Origin of the sequence: Nostoc sp. (assembly GCF_036917515.1) — a bacterium.
Lineage (GTDB): Bacteria > Cyanobacteriota > Cyanobacteriia > Cyanobacteriales > Nostocaceae > Nostoc.
The window spans coordinates 38,125-63,112 of record NZ_JBALDE010000203.1 but is presented as its reverse complement, the minus strand read 5'-3'; the positions used below and the strand labels follow the sequence as shown (position 1 = coordinate 63,112).

Annotated in this window: 19 protein-coding genes, 1 tRNA gene and 1 pseudogene; 14 read left to right on the top strand and 7 right to left on the bottom strand. The window is 41.4% G+C overall.

The features are described from left to right. Positions 1–85: 85 nt before the first annotated feature. The 3 genes from V7K89_RS26945 to V7K89_RS26935 all read right to left on the bottom strand — a co-directional run bounded on the left by V7K89_RS26945 (position 86) and on the right by V7K89_RS26935 (position 3,603). The gene (locus V7K89_RS26945) at positions 86–943 is read right to left on the bottom strand and encodes an SGNH/GDSL hydrolase family protein (RefSeq protein WP_335192685.1); all 858 of its coding nucleotides are present in this window, start codon (positions 941–943) and stop codon (positions 86–88) included. Between the two features lie 154 nt (positions 944–1,097). Further along, positions 1,098–2,492, bottom strand: a complete 1,395-nt coding sequence (locus V7K89_RS26940; RefSeq protein WP_442941771.1) for an ammonium transporter — start codon at positions 2,490–2,492, stop codon at positions 1,098–1,100. Between the two features lie 787 nt (positions 2,493–3,279). Continuing rightward, positions 3,280–3,603, bottom strand: coding sequence for a YnfA family protein (locus V7K89_RS26935; RefSeq protein WP_335192681.1), 324 nt, complete (start codon positions 3,601–3,603; stop codon positions 3,280–3,282). A 158-nt stretch (positions 3,604–3,761) separates the two neighbouring features. Between V7K89_RS26935 and V7K89_RS26930 the strand changes: the two genes are divergently transcribed. Next, positions 3,762–8,432 (top strand): GAF domain-containing protein, encoded by a 4,671-nt coding sequence (locus V7K89_RS26930; RefSeq protein WP_335192679.1) that lies wholly within the window; start codon positions 3,762–3,764, stop codon positions 8,430–8,432. A 247-nt stretch (positions 8,433–8,679) separates the two neighbouring features. Here the strand turns inward: V7K89_RS26930 and V7K89_RS26925 are convergent, their stop codons facing one another. Further along, positions 8,680–8,829, bottom strand: coding sequence for a hypothetical protein (locus V7K89_RS26925; RefSeq protein ID WP_335192677.1), 150 nt, complete (start codon positions 8,827–8,829; stop codon positions 8,680–8,682). Positions 8,830–9,163: 334 nt separating this feature from the next. On the opposite strand from V7K89_RS26925, the gene V7K89_RS26920 reads away from it, so the two are divergent. Continuing rightward, the gene (locus V7K89_RS26920; protein ID WP_335192675.1) at positions 9,164–9,364 is read left to right on the top strand and encodes a hypothetical protein; all 201 of its coding nucleotides are present in this window, start codon (positions 9,164–9,166) and stop codon (positions 9,362–9,364) included. 46 nt (positions 9,365–9,410) lie between these two features. On the opposite strand, the gene V7K89_RS26915 is transcribed toward V7K89_RS26920, so the two are convergent. After that, on the bottom strand, positions 9,411–9,557 hold the full coding sequence (locus tag V7K89_RS26915) for a hypothetical protein (RefSeq protein WP_335192673.1): 147 nt from the start codon (positions 9,555–9,557) through the stop codon (positions 9,411–9,413). Positions 9,558–9,839: 282 nt separating this feature from the next. Between V7K89_RS26915 and V7K89_RS26910 the strand changes: the two genes are divergently transcribed. From V7K89_RS26910 to V7K89_RS26895, 4 genes are all read left to right on the top strand, one after another. Then, positions 9,840–10,211 (top strand): hypothetical protein, encoded by a 372-nt coding sequence (locus V7K89_RS26910; protein WP_335192672.1) that lies wholly within the window; start codon positions 9,840–9,842, stop codon positions 10,209–10,211. A 374-nt stretch (positions 10,212–10,585) separates the two neighbouring features. Beyond that, a tRNA-Lys gene (locus V7K89_RS26905) sits at positions 10,586–10,654 on the top strand. A 514-nt stretch (positions 10,655–11,168) separates the two neighbouring features. Then, a complete protein-coding gene (locus V7K89_RS26900) occupies positions 11,169–12,602 on the top strand; it encodes a vWA domain-containing protein (protein WP_335192670.1) in 1,434 nt (477 codons plus the stop codon). A gap of 41 nt (positions 12,603–12,643) precedes the next feature. Beyond that, positions 12,644–13,663, top strand: a complete 1,020-nt coding sequence (locus V7K89_RS26895) for an AlbA family DNA-binding domain-containing protein (RefSeq protein WP_335192667.1) — start codon at positions 12,644–12,646, stop codon at positions 13,661–13,663. A 335-nt stretch (positions 13,664–13,998) separates the two neighbouring features. On the opposite strand, the gene V7K89_RS26890 is transcribed toward V7K89_RS26895, so the two are convergent. After that, the gene (locus tag V7K89_RS26890) at positions 13,999–15,075 is read right to left on the bottom strand and encodes an alpha/beta hydrolase family protein (RefSeq protein ID WP_335192665.1); all 1,077 of its coding nucleotides are present in this window, start codon (positions 15,073–15,075) and stop codon (positions 13,999–14,001) included. A 167-nt stretch (positions 15,076–15,242) separates the two neighbouring features. Here V7K89_RS26890 and V7K89_RS26885 point away from each other — a divergent pair, with 167 nt between their 5' ends. The 3 genes from V7K89_RS26885 to V7K89_RS26875 all read left to right on the top strand — a co-directional run bounded on the left by V7K89_RS26885 (position 15,243) and on the right by V7K89_RS26875 (position 17,254). Further along, a complete protein-coding gene (locus V7K89_RS26885; RefSeq protein ID WP_335192663.1) occupies positions 15,243–15,410 on the top strand; it encodes a hypothetical protein in 168 nt (55 codons plus the stop codon). A 366-nt stretch (positions 15,411–15,776) separates the two neighbouring features. Beyond that, a complete protein-coding gene (locus tag V7K89_RS26880) occupies positions 15,777–16,607 on the top strand; it encodes a hypothetical protein (RefSeq protein ID WP_335192661.1) in 831 nt (276 codons plus the stop codon). An 8-nt stretch (positions 16,608–16,615) separates the two neighbouring features. Then, the gene (locus tag V7K89_RS26875; RefSeq protein WP_335192715.1) at positions 16,616–17,254 is read left to right on the top strand and encodes a ThiF family adenylyltransferase; all 639 of its coding nucleotides are present in this window, start codon (positions 16,616–16,618) and stop codon (positions 17,252–17,254) included. A gap of 134 nt (positions 17,255–17,388) precedes the next feature. Here the strand turns inward: V7K89_RS26875 and V7K89_RS26870 are convergent, their stop codons facing one another. Beyond that, complete coding sequence (locus tag V7K89_RS26870; RefSeq protein WP_335192659.1) at positions 17,389–18,891, bottom strand: acyl--CoA ligase; 1,503 nt, start codon at positions 18,889–18,891, stop codon at positions 17,389–17,391. 340 nt (positions 18,892–19,231) lie between these two features. Here V7K89_RS26870 and V7K89_RS26865 point away from each other — a divergent pair, with 340 nt between their 5' ends. The 5 genes and pseudogenes from V7K89_RS26865 (at position 19,232) to V7K89_RS26845 (ending at position 24,594) form a co-directional block, all read left to right on the top strand. Beyond that, the gene (locus V7K89_RS26865) at positions 19,232–20,299 is read left to right on the top strand and encodes a glycosyltransferase family 4 protein (protein ID WP_335192657.1); all 1,068 of its coding nucleotides are present in this window, start codon (positions 19,232–19,234) and stop codon (positions 20,297–20,299) included. Between the two features lie 212 nt (positions 20,300–20,511). Further along, positions 20,512–21,282, top strand: coding sequence for a WecB/TagA/CpsF family glycosyltransferase (locus V7K89_RS26860; protein ID WP_335192655.1), 771 nt, complete (start codon positions 20,512–20,514; stop codon positions 21,280–21,282). Positions 21,283–21,406: 124 nt separating this feature from the next. Continuing rightward, complete coding sequence (locus tag V7K89_RS26855) at positions 21,407–23,251, top strand: tetratricopeptide repeat protein (protein ID WP_335192653.1); 1,845 nt, start codon at positions 21,407–21,409, stop codon at positions 23,249–23,251. A 202-nt stretch (positions 23,252–23,453) separates the two neighbouring features. Then, a pseudogene (locus V7K89_RS26850) lies at positions 23,454–23,675 on the top strand (IS630 family transposase); the annotation flags it as partial. A 385-nt stretch (positions 23,676–24,060) separates the two neighbouring features. Then, positions 24,061–24,594: a putative molybdenum carrier protein gene (locus tag V7K89_RS26845; protein ID WP_335192651.1), complete on the top strand. Its 534-nt coding sequence runs from the start codon at positions 24,061–24,063 to the stop codon at positions 24,592–24,594. Positions 24,595–24,988 lie beyond the last annotated feature (394 nt).

The following is a 24,988-nucleotide window of genomic DNA, read 5'->3' as shown; positions in this document are numbered from 1 at the left end:
TATTTAAACCACTATTTCTTATTTTCTCGCGCCTAGACGCGATTGATACAGAGTTGTCTTCAAAGATATTACTTCTTTTTGGGCTTTAGCCTTTTTCTCCCGCAGGACGTTGACGCTGGGGTTTTAATTCAATCTCGCTATAAATCTGCAATGCAGAACGCCAAACCATATAACCTTCAGGACTTAGATGTAAGCCATCAGTAGTAAATTCCCGGCGGAGATTTCCTTGCTTGTTGGTAAACAGAGGATGTAAATCGAGATATTTGACACCTTTTTTAATGGATATGCTTTGCAGTTGCCGATTCAACTCGCGAATGCGATTGTTAGCAACAGCCAGAAGTTTATCTCGTCCTTTCCAAGTTGCTTCTTCTGCACCATGTGGCAAAATCGATTGGACAATAATTTGCGCTGTGGGATGCGTCTTTTGTAGGTAATTGATAATTTGCCGCTGATTATCTAAAATTTCCTCATTGCTTATCCCCCGAATTAGGTCATTAATGCCAATCATCACAAAAATCACCTCTGGCTGGGTGCGGTCAAATATTTTTAATCTTTTTAAAAGTCCATTGCTAGTTTCGCCAGAAATTCCTTGATTGAGCCAATTTTTACCTTCGGGTAATAACTCAGGGGGAAACCACAAACTCAGAGAATCTCCCGCCAGGATGGTTAAATGCGGAGGATGTTGGTCAGCTGCCACCTTGGCTTCTTGCTTAAGGATATCTAGCCACTCTTGATAAGTGAGTTGGTGACGGCGACCTAAATCAGGTGTAGCAATTTGCAGTGAGTTGTTCAGGTTGATTGGCTCTGGGGATGTCGTTATCCCAAAAAAAGCGGTCAATCTCTGCTGTTGCCAAATTAGCAGGATGACCGCCAACATTAGGATGCCGTTGGTTAACAGCGAGAAAAATGCCCAGATAGGAAAGGTTTTAAGAGAAGTAGACACGACTAGCGAAATTTACCAATTATTTGAATCAAATTTTAACGCTAGTGATCGCAAATTACACAATCTTGAAATGGGGATTGGGAATTGGGCATTAGACATTGGAAAAGCAAACAGAAAGTTTTTTCTTCCAAACTCCCTTCCTCAGCACTCATTACTAAGTAGGACGATCGCCAAACTCGGAGTTGTAACCTTCTTCGCCGTGTTCGTTGATATCCAAACCTTGCAATTCTGCTTCCTCTTTGACTCGCAGCCCGACTGTAGCATCAATAATCTTGAGAATAATCCACGTACCAACACCTGCGATTAGATAAGCAACGGCAATTGCTACTAGTTCAACTCCCAATTCACCCAAATTACCACGCAGTACTCCGTCTTTACCTCCTCCGTTGACTTGAGTCGTAGCAAAGATGGCCGTTAAAATTGCCCCGACTGTACCACCAACGCCATGCACGGGGTAGGTATCTAAAGCATCGTCAATTTGCAGCTTATGCTTGAAACTCACAGCATAGAAGCAAGCAAAGGCGGTGATGAAACCAACTAAAATCGCTGATAGCGGTGTGACAAATCCGGCGGCGGGGGTGATACCGACTAAACCAGCAACGGCTCCTGTAGCTGCTCCCACGGCGGTCGGTTTACCTCGTAAAACGCTTTCCAAAATTAGCCACATTAAAGCCGCCGCCGCCGCCGCTGTGTTAGTAGCAACAAAGGCTGTTGTTGCTAAATTTGTTACTAAACTACCAGAAGTTCCACTGCCAGCAGATAAGGCACTTCCAGCGTTGAAACCGAACCAGCCAAACCACAGCAAGGCAGCACCCAGCAAAATAAACGGAACGTTGTGCGGCGGGCTAAGACGATCGGGATGGGTTTTCCGAGGCCCAAGGACGATCGCAGCTACCAGGGCTGAAACTCCAGAACTAATATGAACTACTGTACCGCCTGCAAAGTCGAGGGCACCTAATCCACCGTACAAACCCAAGAATCCACCTTTCGCCCAGACCATGTGGGCCAGGGGAGCGTAAACAAAGGTTGACCACAGTAGGACAAACAGCGAATAGGCGCGGAAACTCATCCGCTCAACGATCGCTCCAGAAATTAAGGCTGGGGTGATAATAGCAAACATGGCTTGGTAGATCATGAATGCCTGATGGGGTATTGTTCCGGCATAAGAGACGACTTCCGCCGGGTTTGACCCTTTGAGATAATCGGTTATCTCTAACCCGACACCATTCAACCCGAACCATTGCAATCCACCGATGAACGGTAAACCTGGCGCAAAGGCAAGACTATAGCCCCACAAAATCCAGGTAACTCCCACGATCGCCATCAACACAAAGCTCATCATCAATGTGTTTAGGATGTTGCGCGATCGCACAAATCCACCATAGAAAAACGCCAATCCTGGAGTCATTAGCAGCACAAGTGCTGCTGAAATCAGCATAAATGCTGTGTCTCCAGTATCAGCAGTAGGCGGAGCAGCAGTTGGGGTTTGGGCAAAAGCATTGCCCATCAACGGCCCTCCTAAAAATAGTAGGGTGATAGCTCCAATCATCACAACGTTCTTCAACACTTTTTTTTCTTCCTAAGCACCAACGATTTGTATCCTTAACTACATTTGATTACTTTTATGGACACATTTTTGTCTTGAAAGTTACTTAACCTGAATTTTTTTGAGATGTTAACAAAAATATAATCCAGATTGTAGTTGCCAAAGTTTAAATCAGCGTGTAATTACGCAATCATTACATTGCATCTTTTTTTTTGAAGAATAGAATATTTTATTCAAGCCCGACAAAATTACGAATTTTTAGTTACCTACTGTTACAAACTTAAATAATTGTCATATTTGACGAGTATTGTAAATTATCACCAGTATTTTCCGAGAATTTGCCTAAATATGCCGCAAATTTCAACTGCTTTACGAACGCGAGCAGCGTGTTCAAGACAGAGGCTACACCAATGTCAGGTACAGAAATACCCCAACCCGCGCGATCGCAAAGCGTCTCCTAAAGAAAGGAGAAGCAAGTGGCGTCAGGGTTGGGGATGAGTATACCTTATGTAGTTGCAAAATGCTGCATCATGAGTTCTACTTATATCTCCCGCATAAACGCGTAGATATGTTAGATGCCTACTTTTAACAGGTTAGTTGCTAAAAAACTTTTGCATTTTGCGTGAGATTATTATCTATTTCAAGGGGAATACTATAAAAGTTATTGGTTCAAAATATAGCAATCCTAAATCATTTGTGAGAGAGTAAAAAGTTAAAAGTATAAATAAATACATTTAATTCAGTATTTTCTCACGATTCAATTCGGATTGCTATAGTATAGAAATTTTACTTAAGTTCTGGGAGCAAACATGATGATTAAAACACTCACTAAAGCTAAACATACTCCGATTAAGTCATAACGGTCTGGAGTTACCCCGTCTACCTTCCAACCCCAAAGCATTGCCATTGTGATAAATACGCCGCCGTAAGCCGCATATACTCTACCAAAATTTGCCGATTGGAAAGTTGCAAGAACCCCATAGAAAGCTAAAGCAATTCCTCCCAATATGCCCCACCAGAAAGGCTTACCTTCGCGCAACCACAACCAGATTAAGTAGCCACCCCCAATTTCAAATAAACCAGTCCACAAAAAATACAGCAGAGATTTAATCATTTAATTGATTATTTCAGAACATAGAACTCAGTAAAATTACGCTAACGCTTTTAAGTAAACTATTGTCATTAATTAGAGTAAGTTTGTTGAGCAAATTGGGGATTGGGGACCCCACCTTCCCCAATCCCCACTCCCCAGAATGTAGATAAGGCTCAAGGATGAAAGCACCATTACCTGATAACGAAGCACAGAGAATTGAGACACTTTTGCAGTATAAGATTCTCGATACGCCATCGGAAACCGCCTTTGACGATCTGACTCGTTTAGCCTCGTATATTTGTCAGACTCCTATTGCCTTAATTAGTCTGATTGATACAAATCGCCAATGGTTTAAGTCAAAAGTCGGTTTGGATGCCCTAGAAACACACCGAGATTATGCATTCTGTGCCCATGCCATCCTCCAACCTGATATTTTGGTCGTGCCTGATGCCAAAAATGACAAACGGTTCGTTACAAATCCACTGGTAACATCTGATCCAAATATTCGGTTTTATGCTGGCGTACCTCTGATTAACCCTGAAGGATATACGCTCGGAACCTTGTGTGTAATTGACTACGTACCACGAGAACTTAATCCAGAACAAATAGAGGCATTACGAACTTTAGGTCGTCAAGTTATTAAGCAACTGGAATTGCGCCGAAATTTAGCAAGTTTGGTACTTGTTACCAAGAAAGGCAAACTGGCACAGAGGGTACGCAAGCAATTTTTCAAAAAAATTGCCGCAAGTTTTGGTTTGTCGTCGGTAATTTTAGTTCTGATTGGGGTGGTTTCTTATCAAAATACAACACTATTTACTAATAATGGCAGTATAGTAAAAAACAATTATAAAAAACTTAATAGCCTAGAAGAAATACTGTCCCAGATAAAAGATGCTGAGACTGGACAAAGTAGCTACATCTTTACTGGAGAAAAACTTTATCTAAAATCGTATCAAACAGCACTTGATAACGTCGATCAAGAAATTGTCAAGCTGAAGAGTTTAACAGCAGATCGACCGAATCAACAAAAACAGATTGCAAGGCTTGAATTTCTGATAACGGCTAAACTTAGTGAACTAAAAGAGACTATCAACTTGCGCCAGAACAAGGGATTAGAAGCGGCATTGCAAGTACTACTGAGAAACGATCGACAAAATCTCATGGATGATATCCGCAAGGCGATCGATGAAATGGAAAACGAGTCCAGGGGACAACTCCAACAGCAGTCACAAGCCGCAAAGAATCGGGATCGCAACACAATTGTGACACTTGCGATCGCTATTTGCCTAAGTTTTATCGTTCTTGCTATCGTCTACTACTTGATCTATCGTGAGGTTATTGAGCGAAAGAGGACAGAAGAAACCTTAAATCAAGAACGCAACTTTATTTCAGCAGTCCTTGATACAGTCGGCGCGTTGGTAATAGTGCTCAATTCTCAAGGGCAAATTGTTCGTTTCAATCAAGCTTGTGAGCAAATAACTGGTTACTCCTTTGATGAAGTCAGAGGTAGGTATTGCTGGAACTTGTTCCTCATTCCTGAAGAGGTGGAGCCGATTAAAGCAATTTTCGAGCAATTGCTAACTGGTCAACTCCCCCATGAGTACGAAAATTATTGGGTAATGAAGAATGGTAGTCGGCGGCTGATTTCCTGGTCGAATACCATTTTAAAAGACTATGAAGGCCGTGTTGAGTACATCGTTGGCACTGGCATTGACATTACCGATGGCAAACGAACACAGCAGCATCTAACTGCACAATATGCTGCAACCCGCGTCCTAGCAGAGTCCACCACAATCAACGAAGCTACTTGCCAAATTTTGCAAGGGATCTGTGAGAGTTTGAGATGGGATTTGGGTGAAATTTGGATGGTCGATCGACAGGCAAATGTGTTGCGTTTTCTCGATATATGGCATAAACCATCCCTTGAGATGCAAGAATTTGAAACACTGAAGCGCCAAACCACCTTTACACGAGGAATTGGACTACCTGGCCGGGTTTGGGCTAGTTGTGAACCTGTTTGGATCGCTGATATCGCTAAAGATATTAATTTTCCTAACTTCAAAATTGCTGCTCAAGTAGGACTACACGCAGCTTTTGGTTTTCCGATCCGCAGTGGTAACAAAATCCTCGGTGTGATTACCTGCTTCAATCGAGAAATCCAGCCGCTTGACGAAGATTTAGTCAAAGCGATGAATTCTATCGGCGAGCAAGTGGGGCAATTTATCCAGCGTAAACAGGCTGAAGAAGAAATACAACGTCAAAATTTGCGATCGCAACTATTTACCGAAATCACCCTGAAGATTCGTCAGTCTTTGCATATCGAAGAAATTCTCCAAATCACTGTCGAGGAAGTACAAAAAATTCTCCAGACTGACCGAGTTTTGATCTATCAGCTTTTGCCAGATCAGTCTGCAAACACCGTTATTGAAGCAGTAGTTTCTGGCTTACCAGCAATCAAAGAGCAAAACAACACCGCCCCCTACTTCCAAACGGAATATCTCCAACAGTACTATCTACAGCAGTACCGTCAAGGAAAGATTTTCGGACTAGCTAACTTGGAGCTTTTGGAAGTTGAACAAAGCCATCTGGAATTAATGCAACAGTTTGGGGTAAAAGTCAATTTGGTCGTGCCTATTCTTGTCAAAGAAGAACTTCGCGGTTTGCTCATAGTTCATCAGTGTGACGATTCTCACCACTGGTCTAGCTTTGAAACTCATCTTTTGCGGCAAATAGCCGACCAAGTAGGTATTGCCTTAACCCAAGCCCAACTATTAGCAGCAGAAACTCGTCAGCGACAAGAACTTGAAATTGCCCGTCGCCAAGCCGAATTAGCTTCTCAGACGAAAAGTGCCTTTTTGGCAAATATCAGTCATGAAATTCGCACACCGATGAACGCTGTATTGGGAATGACCAGTTTAGTGTTAGATACTCCCTTAGACGAAGAACAGCGAGATTTTATTGAAACAATTCGGAGTAGTGGAAACGCCCTTTTAAGTTTAATCAACGAGATTTTGGATCTTTCCAAACTTGAAGTTGGAGAGATGGCTCTCGAAACTCTAGATTTTGATCTATCCACTTGTGTGGAAGAAGTGGTGGAATTATTGGCTCCCTCAGCCCATAACAAGGGATTAGAAATTGCTGTACTAATTAATCACAACGTTCCCACCCAACTCAAAGGAGATACTGGTAGGCTGCGGCAAATTCTGATGAACTTAATCAGCAACGCGATCAAGTTTACCAGCGCTGGCGAAGTATTAGTGCAAGCCGAATTGCTTACGTTTTCCTCGACTACAGCCACCATCCATTTTGCCATTACAGATACAGGTCTTGGCATTAGCCCTGAAGACCAACGCAAACTCTTTACGCCATTTACCCAAGTGGATGCTTCGACCACTCGCAAGTATGGTGGTACTGGTTTGGGATTAGCCATCTGTAAACAACTTGTAACCTTGATGGGAGGAGTGATTGGGGTAGAAAGTCAGATGGACAAAGGATCTAAATTTTGGTTTGAGATACTTTTTACCAAGCAAGTTGAGCCTGTTGAGCCAAAATGCGAACGCGGACTTTTGTACAATCGCCGCTTATTAGTGGTGGATAACAAAGCTACTAATTACAAAATTATCTCCCATCAAGCTACTCATTGGGGAATGGAGGTAGATCGAGCTGACAATATTGTTGTGGCCCTTAAAGTTATTCAGCAAGCTAGCGAGCAGGGGAAATCTTATGATGTTGCCTTGGTTGATCTGCAAATACTCCAAACTTATGGCATGACAATAAAAGAACAAATTCAAGCCAATTCTGCAATTGCTGAGATCCCTTTGATTATGCTCGCCTCTACTAATCAACGGGATGAAGTACAACAGGTGCTCAAAATCGGATTTGCTGCTTATTTATTCAAACCCATTAAGCCATCACGACTTCTTGATACCATCATAAATATTTTAGAAACTCAGCCGGAATCAGAACAAGGGTGTAGAGGCAGGAAGCTAGAGGCTACAGAAGAAATTCAGAATACAGAAACTTCAAGTATTGTTACTTCTTCCCCTAACCCCTCTACTAAATCTAAGTTAAGAATTCTGTTAGCTGAAGATAATTTAGTGAATCAGAAAGTAGCACTAAAGCAACTCCAGAGTTTGGGCTACAAAGCTGATGTCGTTGCTAATGGAAAGGAAGTTTTGCAGCTATTAGAAAAAATTCCTTACGATTTGATTTTAATGGATTGTCAAATGCCAATTCTTGATGGTTTGGAAACCACAAAAGAAATTCATCGTTGGCAAGAGGATGCTTTTGCCTTGGGTCATCGTCCTGTAGTGATTGCAATGACGGCTAATGTGATGAAAGAAGACGAACAAACGTGTCTAAATGCCGGAATGGACGACTATTTGAGTAAGCCAGTATTTAAAGAAAAATTGGCTGCGACTTTAGAGCATTGGACAGGTGCGATCGTTTCAAAACAAGAGGCAGGTGTATATGAACAGACAGTTTCTACTGACTTACTAATTGATTGGGAACATTTGCATCAGATATCGGGAAATGATCAAGAATTTGAATTAAATCTCTTGCAAATATGCGTTGAAGATATTAAACCCCGTTTAGAGATAATTAAAGCAGCGATCGCGGCTGATGACTTTGGGCAAATAGTGCGAGAAACTCATCACCTTAAAGGTGCTAGTGCCAACATCGGAGCCACAGCTATGTATTTAGTAGCTGAGAAACTAGAACAACTAGCTAACGATCAAGACCTTAAAGGTACTACTAATTTAATTTTAGAATTAGAAGAATTTGTCAACTGCATTCAATACTTTTTAATTAAAAACAAAGTCGTGAAGGAGGCAGGAGGCAGGGGGTAGGTGGTCACTGAGCAACTTGCCTTGACTTGTACTGAGCGAACGCGAGCGCGTTTCGTAGAGAAGGTACTGGTTTTGCCGCGCTCGTGCCAAATGCTGAAAAATGGTCGCATGAGGTGATAGTTGCAAGGTAAAATGTGCGACAAGAGTGGATGGAGAAGCTGAAAATGGTGGAGATTTTTGGGGGAAAAACCTGCAAAAGAGTTTCTTTACGAGTGTTGGAATGATGATCCTGCTTTACAGATTGTGATTAAAAAACTATTGGCGAAGTTTGGGCAATGGGGAAAATGGGGAATCGCTTGCGTGGATAGGGTGTTTGGGTAGTGCAATTGCCCAACATGGCAATGCTGTCGGGCGATAACTTCCATGACACTGCATCAAGAACAATTGCCCGATCCATCTTGACACTTGACACTATGTAAAGAAAGTACTACACTTGTAGTATAACAAGAACAGCCTCCTCAAAAGCATTGCAATAATGCTTTCTTGGGTCTGTAGCTCTAACGGTAGAGTTCCCAAATGTCACTTGTGCCCTGACAGAAAAAGCTTACATACTTGCTCAATGGTAGAGCGATCGTCTCTAAAACGATAAGTGTAGGTTCAATTCCTGCGGTGTTACCACAGCTTTTTCAACTTGCATGAGGTGTGAGTGTAACTCTCACAGGGAGGGTATCGGTTCAATCCCGATCAGATCCATTAATATCAATTCGTGATTAAAACAAGAGGTGATTGTAATGGTTCATATTCGATTTGAAGGACGTTCTGTTGATGTGCCAAAAACACAATTGGGAATTGCAGCAGGGATGAATGATGTGGCAGTGAAGGAGCGCGTTGCTCGGCATTTAGATGTGAATAGCGATCGCCTTTCTACTTACGTAATTGATCACCGTCCTAGTGGCGATTTGATCGTCCGCCCTGAAGCTGTCTATGGTTAAATTTCCTAGTCATCCGTGCTCTAACAGAAGAAGCATACATACACATTCATAAAGGCCATTCGGTAGTAAAGTTCGAGCGATCAAATAAGCGAAGCATGATTTCTAAGTAAGAGCGCAGATTTAGTGTGCGTGCCCACTGCCAATATTTTTGGTAAGAGCGGCCATAGCTGTAAAAACCTTCTTGAACTTGCACGGAATGAATTAAGAATTAATTCCGCACCCTAACTTGTAAAGCCTACACACTCCGGCAACGGAATGCAGGTTCAAATCCTGCCGCTCCCGTTCATGGGAGCGTAGCCAAATTGGTATGGGCAATTGTGAAAACTGCTTTGCTAACTTGTGCGGAATTTCAATTATTTAAATCGTCGGATTTATCTATAACTTTTACTCAATACAGAGGTGAGTTCAATGATGTTAGCTAACTCATGTTTAACAACAACTCAATTAGTACAACTGCATTTAAACAACGTGAGATATGAGCGAACATCGTTTGAGCGAGATTGTGATTGAGCGTCCTCGCGGTGGCAGGAGAATTAGCCTCAAAAAGGTGACTGGCTTTAAGAAGCAATTATACAAAATCACCCAGGATGCAATTCAGGATAGATTGTTGAATCCCTACCTGATTAAACCAACAAATAAATCTAAGTATCTTTCAGACCATCTCGGCCCTCTGCGTCGGTTTTTGCGATCGCAAGTCGGACAGCCTTGGAATGACGTTTATAGCCAACTGTGTCAACGACTAGATCCCAGTACAATGGCAGGACAGCATGTTATCGATCATGTGTGGGATTACGTTGAACGGTATGTAGAAATAATTGATGGTGGTTTTTATAGCAAGCCTTACTAAGGGTATCAGATTCAGCTAGATGTAAGCCATCGCGATCGCTTCTATATTCATCCGGAAACTGAAATTCTTTGTGCAGCCGAGAAAGTACCTCGAAAGCAGAAGCAAACTGATATTGTCATCATTGATAATTATTATCAATACCAGAAGCTAAACGAAATTTGGTATTTAATTACCTTTGAAGATTTTCCACCGCCACCAACTCATTATGTGACGGATGTTATCAAAGGTACAATTCATCGTTCTGCGGCAATCTATAGAGGTCGAATGATTTACGCTGTTAGGAAACAGCAGTGTAATAAGAAGGAAATTCGATTTATTTTAAATCAACTTTCTGAAACCTAAAATTTTCACTTCGTGCCCTAACTGAAAAAGCTTACATACTAACCGAATGGTAAGGCACTTGACTTTTAATCAAGCAACTACGGGTTCAAATCCCGTGTGTGAATCAACAGCTTTTTCGACTTGCACGAGGTGATCTTATTTCATTTCAATATGGAGGTGAAAACGATGAAAAAGATTAGTTCTTTCAACATCGAGCCTGAAGATTTCGACGATTTCTGCTTTTGAACCATCAAGCAAACGTCATCGTGGCTATCCATCTGAAAAAGCTGTTAAACGTGGCGTTCGCCTTGTTCATGGCAACAAGGAACTAGAAGAAAAGTTTGCTAACAATGACCTTTGTCTTTGTGGTTCTGGTCGTTGCTTTCAAAAAGTGCTGTCGCAATAGCGGCAGATATGATGGCAGCTTACGCAGTTACTACTTTTAGGGAGTAGTACCAACGATTTCGATACTTTAGATCAAATTTCTCAATTGGCAGTTGTTGCCGCGCCCCGATCGCAGAAGTTTACATAAGTCTGAAAAATTTATACACAATGCTTCTACAACTTGTGCGGTGACTTGATCGCCCCGCGTGCAACATCTGCCTCCTCATCCATCACAACTAGAGGAGGTTCATAATGAACACCGCAGAACGTGACCTGCGTTTGGAAATACTCAACAGTTTGCTCACAACTCCTCACCGCAAGCTTGAGCAAGTAGCAGAAATTCATCAGTTAATTGTTGAACTCGATCCCATCTTCTACGGACACCTGGCAGTTTGGTATCAACGTCATGGTGATGTCCGCGACCACAAAGAGGTGTTTGTTGCTCATTTGTTAACCAGCAATTTGACTGAACACCGAGATGCTGGATTTATGATGCTGCAAGAATTTCCTCCCTATCAAGTGGCTCGTGTGGTGGACTTCATGAAGCAGCAGCAGAATAAACTGCCTCGTTCCGCCCGGACTGCGGTACGGCGTTATTTAAAGGTACGGGAGAGTAATCCGGCTCTGTTTGATCGCGCCGCACTAAGAGGTCGTAAAGCAATGAAGCACTTATACGCTTCGCTGCACATCAAGCCAAATGAGCGGGCAAATGCGATTCTTTTTTGCGATACTCCTCCAGAGGGTTCCTTAGCAAATGTGCTGAAGCAGCTTGCCAAGGCAGAAAATGCCGCAGAACAGGCACGGCTGATTGTGGAGTTCAAAATTCCATATACGATCGCAATTGGTACAATCAACCAACTTACACCAGTTGTATTGGTGGCGTTAATCAACAGCATGTCTCCACAGGAAGCGATCAACAATCTCAAGTCTCTCCAGACTAGAGGTGCAATGGATCACCCAGAAGTCAAGAAGCTGATTGATTCTAAGCTGGAAGCAGCGTCTAAGAGTGGGCGTGTCTCAGCATTCAAAGCACAGATTGCCACAGACGCAGCCGATTTTGACGCAGACACCGTTGCCCAACTGGAAAAGGTGACAAACGAACAGGTGAAACGGCGTGGTGCGATCGCTCGTCCAACTGCTTTATTGGTGGACAAGTCTGGTTCAATGGAAAATGCGATCGCGACGGGTTTGCAACTCGCTGCCCTAATCTCTGGTATCACTAAGGCAGAACTGTTTGTCTATGCCTTTGACACCATTCCTTACGCTGTTACGGCAAAGGGCGAGGAGTTGAGCGACTGGGAGCGTGCCTTCCAGCACATCAAGGCAGGCGGTGGTACTAGCATCGGCTGTGCATTGGAAGCAATGCGGAAGAAGAAGCAGGTAGTTGACCAGATAATTCTGGTAACGGATGAGGGTGAGAATGCGGCTCCTTACTTCGGTGAAGTCTACAAGAACTACTGCCGGAAGTTGGCGATAATGCCTAATGTGGTGATTGTCCGTGTAGGTACTCATTACAACTGGGTAGAGAGTCAACTGAAACAGCAGCAAGCACCTGTAGATACGTTCACTTTCGCGGGTGACTACTACAGTTTGCCGAACATCGTCCCACTCCTGACACGCCCCTCTCGTCTGGATTTACTGATGGAGATTTTGGACATGCCGTTGCCTCTACGATCGGATAAGTGAGGTTAGAATGTGACATTGCTTGCCAGTAAAAATGATGAGCAATGTTTTTCATTCGTTTACGAGTTTTTAAGATAATGATGACGACACCACTCAAAGAATGGTCTGAAGACACTATTCTCTCTATGATTAAGGATAGAGTTCAGGAAAACCTTGAACTTGATTATAAGGAATGTACTGCAATCTTTCCACTTACTGATAAAAAGAAAACAGAAATTAGCAAAGATGTCTCAGCTTTTGCTAATTCTGCTGGAGGCATAATTATCTATGGTGTAAAAGAAAATGGGCATATTCCTACTAAGATTGATACAGGATTAAATCCTAATGACTTTTCAAAAGAGAGATTAGAACAGATTATAAATTCAAACATTCATCCTCGGCTCAACGGACTTCTCATTAAACAAATAGAACTGGTTACTACTAATCCAGCTCATGTATTGTATGTAATCTCAATCCCTCAAGCTACAACAAGAGCACCTCATCAAGCTGCTGATAAAAGATATTACAAACGTTTTAATTTTGAGTCGGTTACAATGGAGGATTATGAAATCAGAGATATTCTCCGTAGAGCAACAACACCTGATTTACACTTTCATTTTTTTCTTGGTGGTCAAGATACTGCTTCAATTCAGTTTTCTGAAGACCAGCCATTCTCTGAAGAAGTGGATTTGATTATTGCTGTAGAGAATAGAGCAGAAGAACCTGCATCCTATGCTGTAATGAATGTCTTGGTAGATTCTGCTCTAAAGTTATCCAACTCTGCTGGTTTAACAATTGCAGATAATATCTTTCTTAAGTTAAAGGATGAGCAAAAAGTGTCTTTTACACAGCTTAGTCAAAACTGGGCTATTCCTGGAAAATTACCTATATTCAAGGGAACTAATTTTAGAATTACAGATATACCCATTAAGCTTGCTATTCCAAAAGAACATGCTGATTTAGAAAAAGAGTATATCTGTGCATGGCAAATTACCTCACCTGGGATGGCTAATAATGGTTATTTTGCATTTGTCCTCAAGAATAATTGTTTGACAGTAACTAAACTTTTATTTGAATACTGCTGACAAAATACAGTGATCGCTCAACCGAAGGACGTGATACTGATGAGCGACATGAAGAAGGCGTATGAAGTAGCAGCGATCGCTCTACTCCAAAATCTCTCTTTTCATCTTTTGAAACTTTTATATTATGCTGTAATATGTTAATATCCTGCGCGTCCCAACTCTTGGAGTATACATACTAGTACGAGAGAAAAGGTAACACTGCCAAATGCAGTGGGCGTATGTGAATGGGGAGTGCAAATAACTTGGGAGGTAGGCTCAAAAGTAGCCATCTTTAGAAGAGTGTGTAACAACTCACTAGCGGAGTTCCTTTGGATATTGCAGTAACGAGGACTGTTTTAGGCATTGCTTTTAAAATAACGTTTTGATTCATTTATTCTTTTTCGTAGTTGAGTAATCGTAAAATAAGTAAACAATATCCCTAAAGGTGCAACAGTCGATGCCGATTCAGGAACACGTTTACTCTTTACTGTCACATTGGAGTCAGCTGCATCACCTGTGTAATAAACGTAATCAAAAGCGTCTTTATCATTAAGAATACTTGCACGTAAAAACAAACCACTCCACCGGGCAATTGTTTCAATAGCTACATCTTGATTAAGTGTAGAGTTTATCGGGTCAGGAATTGCACCAGCAGGATTATTTGTATTTGTGATACTAAAATGATTGGCACCTTTGATATTAATCAGTGCAGCGGGTGGATTTTTAATTTTGTCATAAGTTAAACTAGCCCGGAAAGGCAGTGCTCTACCATCACGATCCCCTTGCAAGAGTGCAACTGGTATTTCATCATTGTTAATAGGAAGATAAATATCATTCTCATCGCGAAGACCACCACCAAAGAATGCTCCTGCTACAATTTGTTTAGGTCGTGAGAAAGAACTCGGACAAAGTGTTGGTGTCACGCATAAATTTCCAATTGCAGATAATCCTACAGCGCTGCCTAACGAATGACCCAATAATCCTACTTCCTCTGTATCCAGCTTGCCTACAATAGGTGAATTAGCATTCTCATTCTCAACTACAATTTGTTGTAAAGCTGTATCAATTTGAGTAGTTTGGGGTAACAATGCTTCGCCAAATATTGGATCTGTACGCTTGCTGTTTGGCACCACTACTACAAATCCATAGCGTGCAACTTGTTGAGCATAATTAGAGTAATTTGATTTGTCAACTAGTGCGCCTTGTAGTAATAGTGCTACTGGAAAGGAATAATTGCTTGTTTTTAAGTCTGTTGGATTAGGATAGTAAATATCAGCTAGATTATTATCTCCAGTAATAGTAGTAGTGTAGCTAGCAACGTTGTCAAACACAGGTGTCGGATTAAAGGAAGAAGCAGACGCTATTTCATTAATACCCAATACGAGTAACGATGTGCTTGTACAAACTACTGACAAAGTTTTGATATTCAACAAAATAGCTACTCCCTTTCTAAGCAACAAGACGTATTGATTATAATACTTCTGTTTAAACTACCATAGTATTTATACCCTTAATTTTTTTCCTGTAGATAGATGCTAGGGTGTAACCCAAGAGGTTTTGGAAACTCAAACCCTGTCCTTTCCCAATCATTAAAATAACGTTGATACCATTACTGCACTGCGATCGCTGCAAATTTTTAGTACTGATTTATAGTAACAAGGTTTATATTTATTTATACACAGTGAATATGATTGCCTATGTGAAGGATGCTTCCGTACCATTGCCCTTACGCATGGCAGGTGCAAATGAGCGATCGCTGACGCAGTAGATAATTTTACCTCTTGTCTTGTAATCGGGAAAATAGCATTTTTTGTGTAGTATAGTGTATTATAATAATATCCTGCGTGCCCCAACTCGTGGAGCCTACATACTAGTACGAGAGGAAAGGTAACACTGCCAAATGCAGTGGGCGTGTGTGAACGGGGAGTACAAAGAACCTGGGAGGTAGGCTTAAAAGTAGCCATCCTTAAAAGAGTGTGTAACAACTCACCAGTGGAGTTCCTCTAGTAACTGAGAACACGCAATGCTCCACCAACTTGCACGCAGAATTATATTAATTCGTAATTCGTAATTAAGAAAATCAGATTTTATAGGGTTGCATCTGTAACCTTGTTTAAAAAAATTGGTATTAGTTATGACTAACATATTTAAGCTAATCAACCAAATTGCGATCGCCCAAGCACAGTTATATACCACGCAATTCCTTGCACCCTGCGTCAAAGGTGGACGAGTTCGCACACGGGTAGCCGGGATGATTTACACCTTCACGCCAAAGCCTAATAAATTTGAAGGTTGGGGCATCTTTCAGGCTGTGGATGAAAAAACAGCAACGGTTATAGAAGAAGCAGATTTACCCGAAATTGTGGAATACCTGCAACACTTTTCCCAAATACGGCTGCGGTTAGCACACCAACTGAGGGGACAAACTTGGTTAGCATACCCTGTAAATGAAGCAGATATGCGTCAACGGTTAAATGTGATTAAGCCGATCGCAGTCCACTTAGTTACCGAGGGTGTTGCCTTTGAGCAAATCATTGCCCGATGGAATGGACAGTCATGCTGGTTTGAGGAAGTAGATCGCCGTACCGATCCGGTAATTGTTGAAACTCTGCAATCTGCTGTTAAGCAACTTATTCCTGCTGAGGAATTACAGTTTAAGGGCATTACTCCAGAAATTCGCACAGTGTATGAGTTAGCAACTCGGCGCATTGAGGGATTTACTCAACCACAACAGGATGAAAAGCGATTGAGAAAGGCATTGCAAATGGGTGACGGTATTTTACAGCAATTCCACGATCACAGCGATTACTGGACAGTTGATTGGACAACTGCTGATGGTGTTCGCCATAGTAGTGCGATCGCTAAAACTGATTTGACTGTTGTCAGTTCTGGCATTTGCCTAAGTGGACGCGATCGCGATTTTGACTTGCAATCCTTAGTGGGTGTCATGGAACAACAAGAGTGATGAGAATGATGAGTATCTTTTTTCACGAACAGCTTTACCGCAGCAATGCTGTGATGACAAAGTTAAAAAACTATCCTGTAACAATTTGTGGGGCTGGAGCATTAGGAGCTAACATTGCGGAAAACTTAGCTCGGTCTGGTTTTGATAGACTTACAGTTATAGATCGCGATCGCATTGAGGAGCGCAATCTTTCGACTCAGCCTTACTACCGTTCTGATGTAGGAGCGTTCAAGGCGAAGATTTTGGCGAATAATTTATATCGAGCAATTGGTACTAAAGTTGATGCTAAGACAAAAGAGTTAACACCAGCAAATACAACTCAATTACTTAAAGACAGCCAGTTAATTGTCGATGTTTTTGATAATAGCGTGGCACGTCAAGCAGTGAAAGATTATGCAGAACAATTAAGCATTTCTTGTCTTCATGCTGGACTATCAGCAGATTATGCAGAAGTGATTTGGAATGAGGTTTATCGCGTTCCTTCCAAGGTTAATGATGATGTCTGTGATTATCCATTGGCACGAAACCTGGTGATGTTAACCGTTGCTGTCGCGTGTGAAGCGATCGTTTCATTCATTGCGACAGCACAACAGCGTAACTTCACCATTACGCAGAAGGATCTGACTGTTCAATCTCTGTTTTTGTAGATTGCGTAGACTGATTTTATCCTGCCAAGATGGAATGCACAGATGTTATTTATGCCCGGTTGAAATCAACTACAATTGGGAGTGACTTTGGCTGTTCAAATCTTCCAGAGGAAACTTCCGTTATTTCCCACTCCCTACTCCCCTATGTTCAGCGATTTGGCCATCGTCAACCGTTGCAGTTTACCAGTAGCACCACGAGGTAGTTGATCTAAAATGTGAATTTGCTTGGGAACTTTGAAGTCTGCCAGCATAGTTGCACAGTGAGCTAAAAGTTCTTTTTCATCAGCTTCTGCTTTCAGAACCACAGCCGCGTGGATATCTTCTCCTAAAGATTTGTGGGGGACGGCAAAGGCTAAAGCTTCGGTGACAGCAGGATGGCGCAGCAAGACATCATCCACTTCTAAAGGAGAAATTTTTTCTCCACCCCGGTTAATCAATTCTTTAATCCGTCCAGTCAAGCGGAGGTAGCCGTCTGTATCAACTGTACCCTGATCCCCTGTACGGAACCAACCGTTCACAAAAGCAGTGGCGTTAGCTTCTGGGTTGTTTTCGTAGCCATCTATAACATTGGGTGCTTTTACCACTACCTCGCCCAAGCTTCCCTTAGATAACAGGTTGCCTTCAGAGTCCATAATGCCCACTTCTACACCGAAGCCATAACCTACAGTACCAAGTTTTCTGACTTTTGGCGGTAGGGGATTAGTGGTCATTAAGTGAGATGCTTCAGTCATGCTGTAAGATTCCACGACAGGAGCATTAAGAGTTGCCTCTAACTGTTCAATGATAATCGGCGGCAAAGAAGCGCTACTAGAGCGAATGAAACGAAAGCGGTTAGCTTTGACAATTTCTGGGTTGCGGCTAGCGCGCGCCAAAATTGTCTGGTGCATGGTTGGTGCTGCGGAGTACCAGGTGGGTTTGTAGGTATCTACCAGTTTCCAAAACTCCAAGGCATTAAAACCATTGGGACAAACTAATGTACCGCCAGAAGCCAGAGTTGCCAGCAAACAGCCCACCAATCCGTGAACATGAAATAGGGGCATTAGGCATAGTGTAGTATCAGCTGCTGTGAGTGAGTAAGCACTAATCAGGTTGCCGGCTGAAGCGATTAAGTTGCGATGACGAATCGGCACACGCTTGGGACGACTGGTAGTGCCGCTAGTGTGGAGAATCATCGCTGTATCATCAGCGTTGGGGGCTAAAGGATTCGCGGATTCTGCTGGTTCTAAGCCTATTTTGATTAATTCAAAGCTTAATGTGCCGTCAGTATTTACTTTGACATTAATCAGCATCATATTGGGTGTGACATTAGCAATGGCTGCTTCTGGCCCCTCAGACAACATAATCAGTGCTTTTGCTTGGGTATCTTGATAGTAAAAGGCAAATTCTTCTTGTTTGTATTTAGGATTTAAGGGTGCAGCAGTGCCACATAAGGCAGCAGCCAAAAAAGTAATCGCCATTGGTGAACCGTTAGTCATGGCAATGGCAATGCGTTCTCCCTGTTTCAATCCAAAGCTGTTGAGTTGAGATACCAGTTCAATAACATTCTCGCGCAATTGCTTATAGGTTAGCGATCGCCCATCAGGAGTAACTAGGGCTGGATGATTGTCTTCTCCTACTAAAAGCTCAAATAAATTCATTGATTTTTCCAACCTGTAAATACATGATTTAGCTTAAACAAAAAATTGTTACTTAGCTTTGAGTTATGAGAGAATGCTAGAATGCTGTTATTAACAACAATATTTTAAATATCCTCATAACAATCCCTATGGCAGAATTTTGTTATGGAGATCATCCTGTAAAATCATAAAAGTGTAGATTAAATAAATTTGTGGATCTGCGATCAAGCAGATAGAGTTAGTAGCATTAGCTCTCAAAATGCTCTTGGAGTAAACCTTTGGATATAAACTAGAAGAAATTCCTTCAATAGTTTATATAAATAGCCGTGTACTCAATTTCCAAAACAGATTAATAGCAGTTATGAGTCCCATAAAAATTACTATGTTGGGCGAAAGCTTGGAGCGCCAAGGTGGAATAGTTTCTGTGGAAAAGCTCATTCTTGAAGAAACTACCTCTGATATTCAAATTAAACACATTACTACTTTACCGAATGGTTCTGCTGTTCATAAAGTGTTAGTGTTTTTGCAGGCAATAGGTAAGTTGTTTTGGAAGTTATTAAACCAAAAGACTGACATAATTCATATCCATGTCTCAGATAGAGGTAGCGCTTTTCGTCATTCAATCACTACTCTTATTGGTTGGCTATTTCAAAAACCAGTAATTATTCATACTCATAGTGCTGATTTTCATTTGTTTTACTCTAAACTACCCCAATGGCTTAAGCAGTGGCTAAGTTGGTCGTTTTGTAAATGTACCCGTTTCATTGTTTTATCAGATAGCTGGAAAAAATTCTACATTGAGAATCTTGGCTTGAAGTCAGAGCAAGTTATTGTTCTCCCTAACCCAGTAAAAACTCCTGCACAAATTCCACAGCGAATAGATTCTAAACAGATATTTTTCTTATTTTTAGGGCGCATTGGTGAGCGCAAAGGTGCTTTTGATTTAATTAAAGCATTTGCTTCTATGCCTGTTGCTCAACAAAGCCAAGCCAAGTTAGTTATAGCGGGTGATGGAGATGTAGAACAAGCTCGTAGTTTGATCTCAACTCTAAATCTTATTGACTATATCACTATTCTTGATTGGGTAGATAAAGAAAAACGTGACGATCTTTTAACTAAAGCTGATATCTTTGTATTACCTTCCTACAACGAAGGTCTGCCTATGGCACTACTAGAAGCAATGAGTTGGGGTTTGGCAGTTATCACTACTGCAGTGGGAGGAATACCCGAAATAGTTACTCAAAATCAGAATGGTTTATTAGTTAATCCGGGGAATATTCAACAATTATCAGAGGCAATGCAATCTTTAATTGCAGACAAAAATTTGAGAATATCTTTAGGAAATAATGCACGAGTTAGAGTTAAACACTTGGATATAAACAATTACCTGACATCTTTAAAATGCATTTATACAGCAGTTATCAATTGATAACCATCTTAAAATAGGTTTAAGTGACTTACACTATGTATTAAATACCGAACTTACAAAGGACATAATTCATTCTGTATAAGGATAATAGGTGTTGAAAAGGTATAAATTTAATATTATAAAAAGTCAAGTAGCGATAAAGATATTATTCTTTTGTTGTTGACATTATTCTAAACTTGGTATACTGGCTAATAAATAAGGGAGGTACAGAAATGAAAACTTTTCCTGAAGTTAAGTTGTTTAATACAAGATTCCATCAACTTAAAGTACATGAATTAGTTGATTATTTAATAGAAGCATCAAAAAACCAAAAAAAGACAGTTGTAGGACATGTGAATATAAGAGCCATGAATTTCGCTTATGAAAAATCTTGGTATCGAGATTTTTTGAATAAGGCTGATTTAGTATTTTGTGACGGGTTTGGTGTAATGGTAGGAGCTAGATTCAATGGTTATTCAATGCAATCTGCACATCGAATGACAGCACCAGATTACATAGAAGATTTAGCATTAAAGTGTGAGAAAGAAAACCTTTCTTTATTTTTGTTAGCTGGAAAACCTGGCGTAGTTGATAAGGCAATTACTAAATTAGTATCAATTGCGCCTAATTTACGCGTACAGGGACATCATGGTTATTTTGACAAATCAGGAAAAGAGAATGATTTGGTAATAGAAAAAATTAATAAATTCCAACCAGATATTTTATATATTGGTTTTGGTATGCCGTTGCAGGAACGCTGGATTTTAGATAACTTCAAAAAAATTGAAACTACTGTATTTTTACCTTTGGGTGCTTGTCTAGATTTTTATACTGACTCTATATATCGCGGGCCGCGTTGGCTGACTGATAATGGTCTGGAGTGGTTAACACGCTTAATTACTGAACCTACTCGTCTAGCAGACCGTTATATTGTAGGCATTCCATTATTTTTTTATCGTGTAGTTAAACAGCGAATCACTCAAGGAATGATAACAAATCGCTAAATAAATTTTTTCTAAATTTCGCATTTGTTATGACCATGACTGCCTAAAAGCGGCCAATTGTTTCCCCTACCTCTGCTGCCAAGACTAGAATTAGAGTTGATGTGACATTCTCCTAGTAGCCAAAGTGCCAGACTCTCTGCCATTAAGCGATCGCTATCTTGCCTTAATCGATGAAATTGTCGAAACCACCCTCAAGGGCAAAATTAGCTCTGTAGAACAGGTGTATCAAATGCTGCTTAAAGGAATTACTTCCGGTACAGGGGAAGTCTTTGAGCTAGCTTTAAGCGCTCGCCTGAATTCCTTCCAAAGCCAAGTAGATAGTGAAAAAGACGAACTCAAGAAAGCCAAAGCAACTCGCGGTTTGAGAGCCGTTAAGACGATTCAAAGTCAATGGCAACGATGGCAAGAGCAAAACAAAGCCACAGAAGTGATCGCCTCCGCAGTTATAGAAATCACCACAGCCCCTGCTGAGGAGCGTCTAGCGGTATTTATCCAGGTTACTGACCCCAATCAGAAGTATCCGCTAAATTTACAACAGTTACAGCAGTTGTCAAAGGCATTGCAGCAATTTGCTCAGGCAGATGCTGATTTACAACAATTGTCCGAAGGCATTACCCGTGGTTTAGCTTCTTGGCAGCGATTGCAAGACAACTTGCTCAGTTGGATGTACGAGCAAAAAGAATCTCTGGGGTTTGGCGGCGTACCGGGAGAACGTGGCCCTTGGGCAAGTTGGGCGAAACAACTTAATAGTGAATTACCCCAAGCACTGCTTCGCACCTTAGCTATGGAAGAATCTGCAATAGAGTTTGCCGAGCGACAATGGGGAATCACCTTGAGAGATTGGGTGGAAATGGCATTGATTTTACAGTTCTTGCAACGGGGATTAATTAACTGGTTTGACCAACAAGCTTACGATGTGAAAGCGGGGCCAAAGTTGTCCATTTCCACTTTTTTGACCTTTGCGGTGATTTGGAGTCAGTTAGCAAGTGGTTTTAGGAGCATTGGCACAGTATACAGCGATGCCTGTTCTCAAATCATGCTCCAGATTTTGCGAACCTTTGCCCAGCGTCCGTATTTTCCCTTTTACGGTGGGATTTTTGCCTCTTTTACTGGCACCTATTTACGAGATGCCCTAGATTATTTGGATGAACCGCTGCGACGAGGCGAAGGAACCCAAGAAAAGGCGCGGATTTTGACCCTTTTAGGCTATTCCCAGCGAGCTTTGGGACAATACCAGCGTTCTATTGATTTTCATCAGCAGGCGCTAGAGATAGCCAAAAATGCAGGCGATCGCGCCTGTGAAATTGCCAATCTCAATCACCTCAGCCGTACCTACGTGCAACAGCAAAATTATGCTGAGGCAATTAACTACAGTCAACGAGCATTAATACTAAGTCGGCAAACAGGCGATAGGACAGGAGAAGCAAACGCGCTGGTAAATTTAGGTTACAGCGAAGTCATGCAAGCTCAAGAACTGGAAAACCTAGAACCAGAAATTTATGAAGCCGCAATTAATTATTTGGAACAAGGTTTAAAATTATCAGAAAAATTAGGCGATATTCAAAGTAAAGCCTTATGTGTCAGCAGCTTAGGAATTGCCTATCTGGTAATTGGACAACACCAAACTGCAATTAAATATCTTGAAGATGGTTTTAAAACAGCGCAAATTTCTGGTGATTTGTATCTCCAAGGGCGGAACTTAGCTTATTTAGCAGAAGCTTATTATCATCTGCAAAATTCCGAAAAAACTGTTTACACGGGCTGCTTGGGAATGTATCTTTTAGAGCAAATTGCTTCTAATGAGTGGCGTCAAGCAGCAGGGTTACTGACAATTTTACAAGGACAAATTGGGGCAGAAGCTTTTCAAAAATTCTTACAGCAACATCGCCCGAAAATTATTGCGGTTATCGGTGTGGATGGGTACGATCACATTCCGCAATTATTAGAAGAATATCAGCGAGATATGTAAGAAAGGTAAGCATTCAGGTTTAACTGCTCCCAAGTTTGAAAAGAGAAGCAAGAAATGCGTAGGCGTAGCCCGTCGTAGACATCGCTCAACTTTCAACTGAGGGACAATTTCTGATCGTGTGCGTGAAATTATTTTATTATTTTAAACAGCCTAAATTAGCGCTATGAATGTTATAGGCCAGATAAACTAAGGTTTCTCTCAAGACCAGTGGAAAATCCACTGTGTCCACTTTGCCCCTAATTGCCCATCACAAAATCCACGCTTAGGATATTTGGTTACAAGCTAAAACATGAGTGCAGTGTCTCTATGCTTTGATTCCTTCGTTCTCTCATCTAAAGTGGATGTTTGAGTGGTTTATCCGACACAAACGAGTGATTTTTCCACTCTTCAAATGTACGGAGCTTTTTCAGAAATCAAATATTAGTCCTATAGCAACACAGAATTCCAAGCTAAACAAGACGGCTGGCTAACTTTTATAGTTAATGAAGCTGTCATTTCACCACATTCACTATCAAAAAATGCAAGAGACTACTATGAGGCTCTAAAACAAGCCTCGGAAGAACTAAAAGTAAGTGACGATCGCAGTGACAATAAAATCCATTTGCGGTCATTGCCCCTTGTGTTTTTCTCTGATAATGCAGATGCATTCCGTATAACAGTCAGATATTGAAAATAGAAGTATTTGTCATTAAAGATCCTGACCAAACGTCAAAGGAAAATTATTACTCATGGAAGTTAACAACGTCATTATGAGCGAAGGCGTTGTACTTGCATTGCTCATCGTTGGAGGACTTATGCAGGGTAAAGCGATGCCTACGGCGGTAAACTACGCACTTTTGATCGCCACACAATCCGAGAAAGGAGAGTCAATATCGTCTCATCAACGGCTTTGGGTTGTAACCGGAGGTCAGACAGGAGTTGATAGAGCTGCACTCGATACAGCTTTGTCATTTTTGTTACCAGTTCGTGGATGGTGTCCAAAGGGGCGGCTTGCAGAGGATGGAAAGATACCACCTGTATACCCGCTTCAAGAGACAACAAGTACAGACTACGCATTACGTACCGAGTGGAATGTTCGAGATTCAGATGGGACGCTCGTCCTAGCGTATGGATCACTTGAAGGAGGAACAAAGCTTACGGCTGACCTAGCGCATAAGTACGATCGCCCCATCCTCATCATTAATGCGCTGTCGTTCAGTGGAAATGACGCTGCTCGTTTCTCAAGTTGGATTCAAAAGCACAACATTCGCATTTTGAATGTTGCTGGTCCACGAGAAAGCTCACAACCGGGTGTTATTTATAACCGTGCCCGATATGTTCTTAAGCAGCTCTTGGAGTCGTAAAAAGAAAAAGATAAAACTTTCCCCCAGTATATTTTTTTAGCATAACTCCATATTGAGCTTGCTTATTTAAATGAATTGTGGTAGCTTCATTATAATTTAAATACTTTAAACCGATTGACTTGCCGTAGTTTGCTTGACAGCATCATTACTCTAGTTAAGAAATTTGTTTTCACTAGGTAGTTGAAAAACTGTAAATAGTAAGGTATTTATGGCTATCAGCCACCAAAAGTTATTTGTAGCATTGTCCACTGGACATGATTGAACAATACGTATTTGCAGTGATAAAAACTGCGTAGTTTACCGCCGTAAGCATCGCCCACTGAGCCATAATCCTTTATTGTTATCGCTAATTTAATGGTTTTATCGATAAACCTTGGGCTTTTAGCAGCAGTGA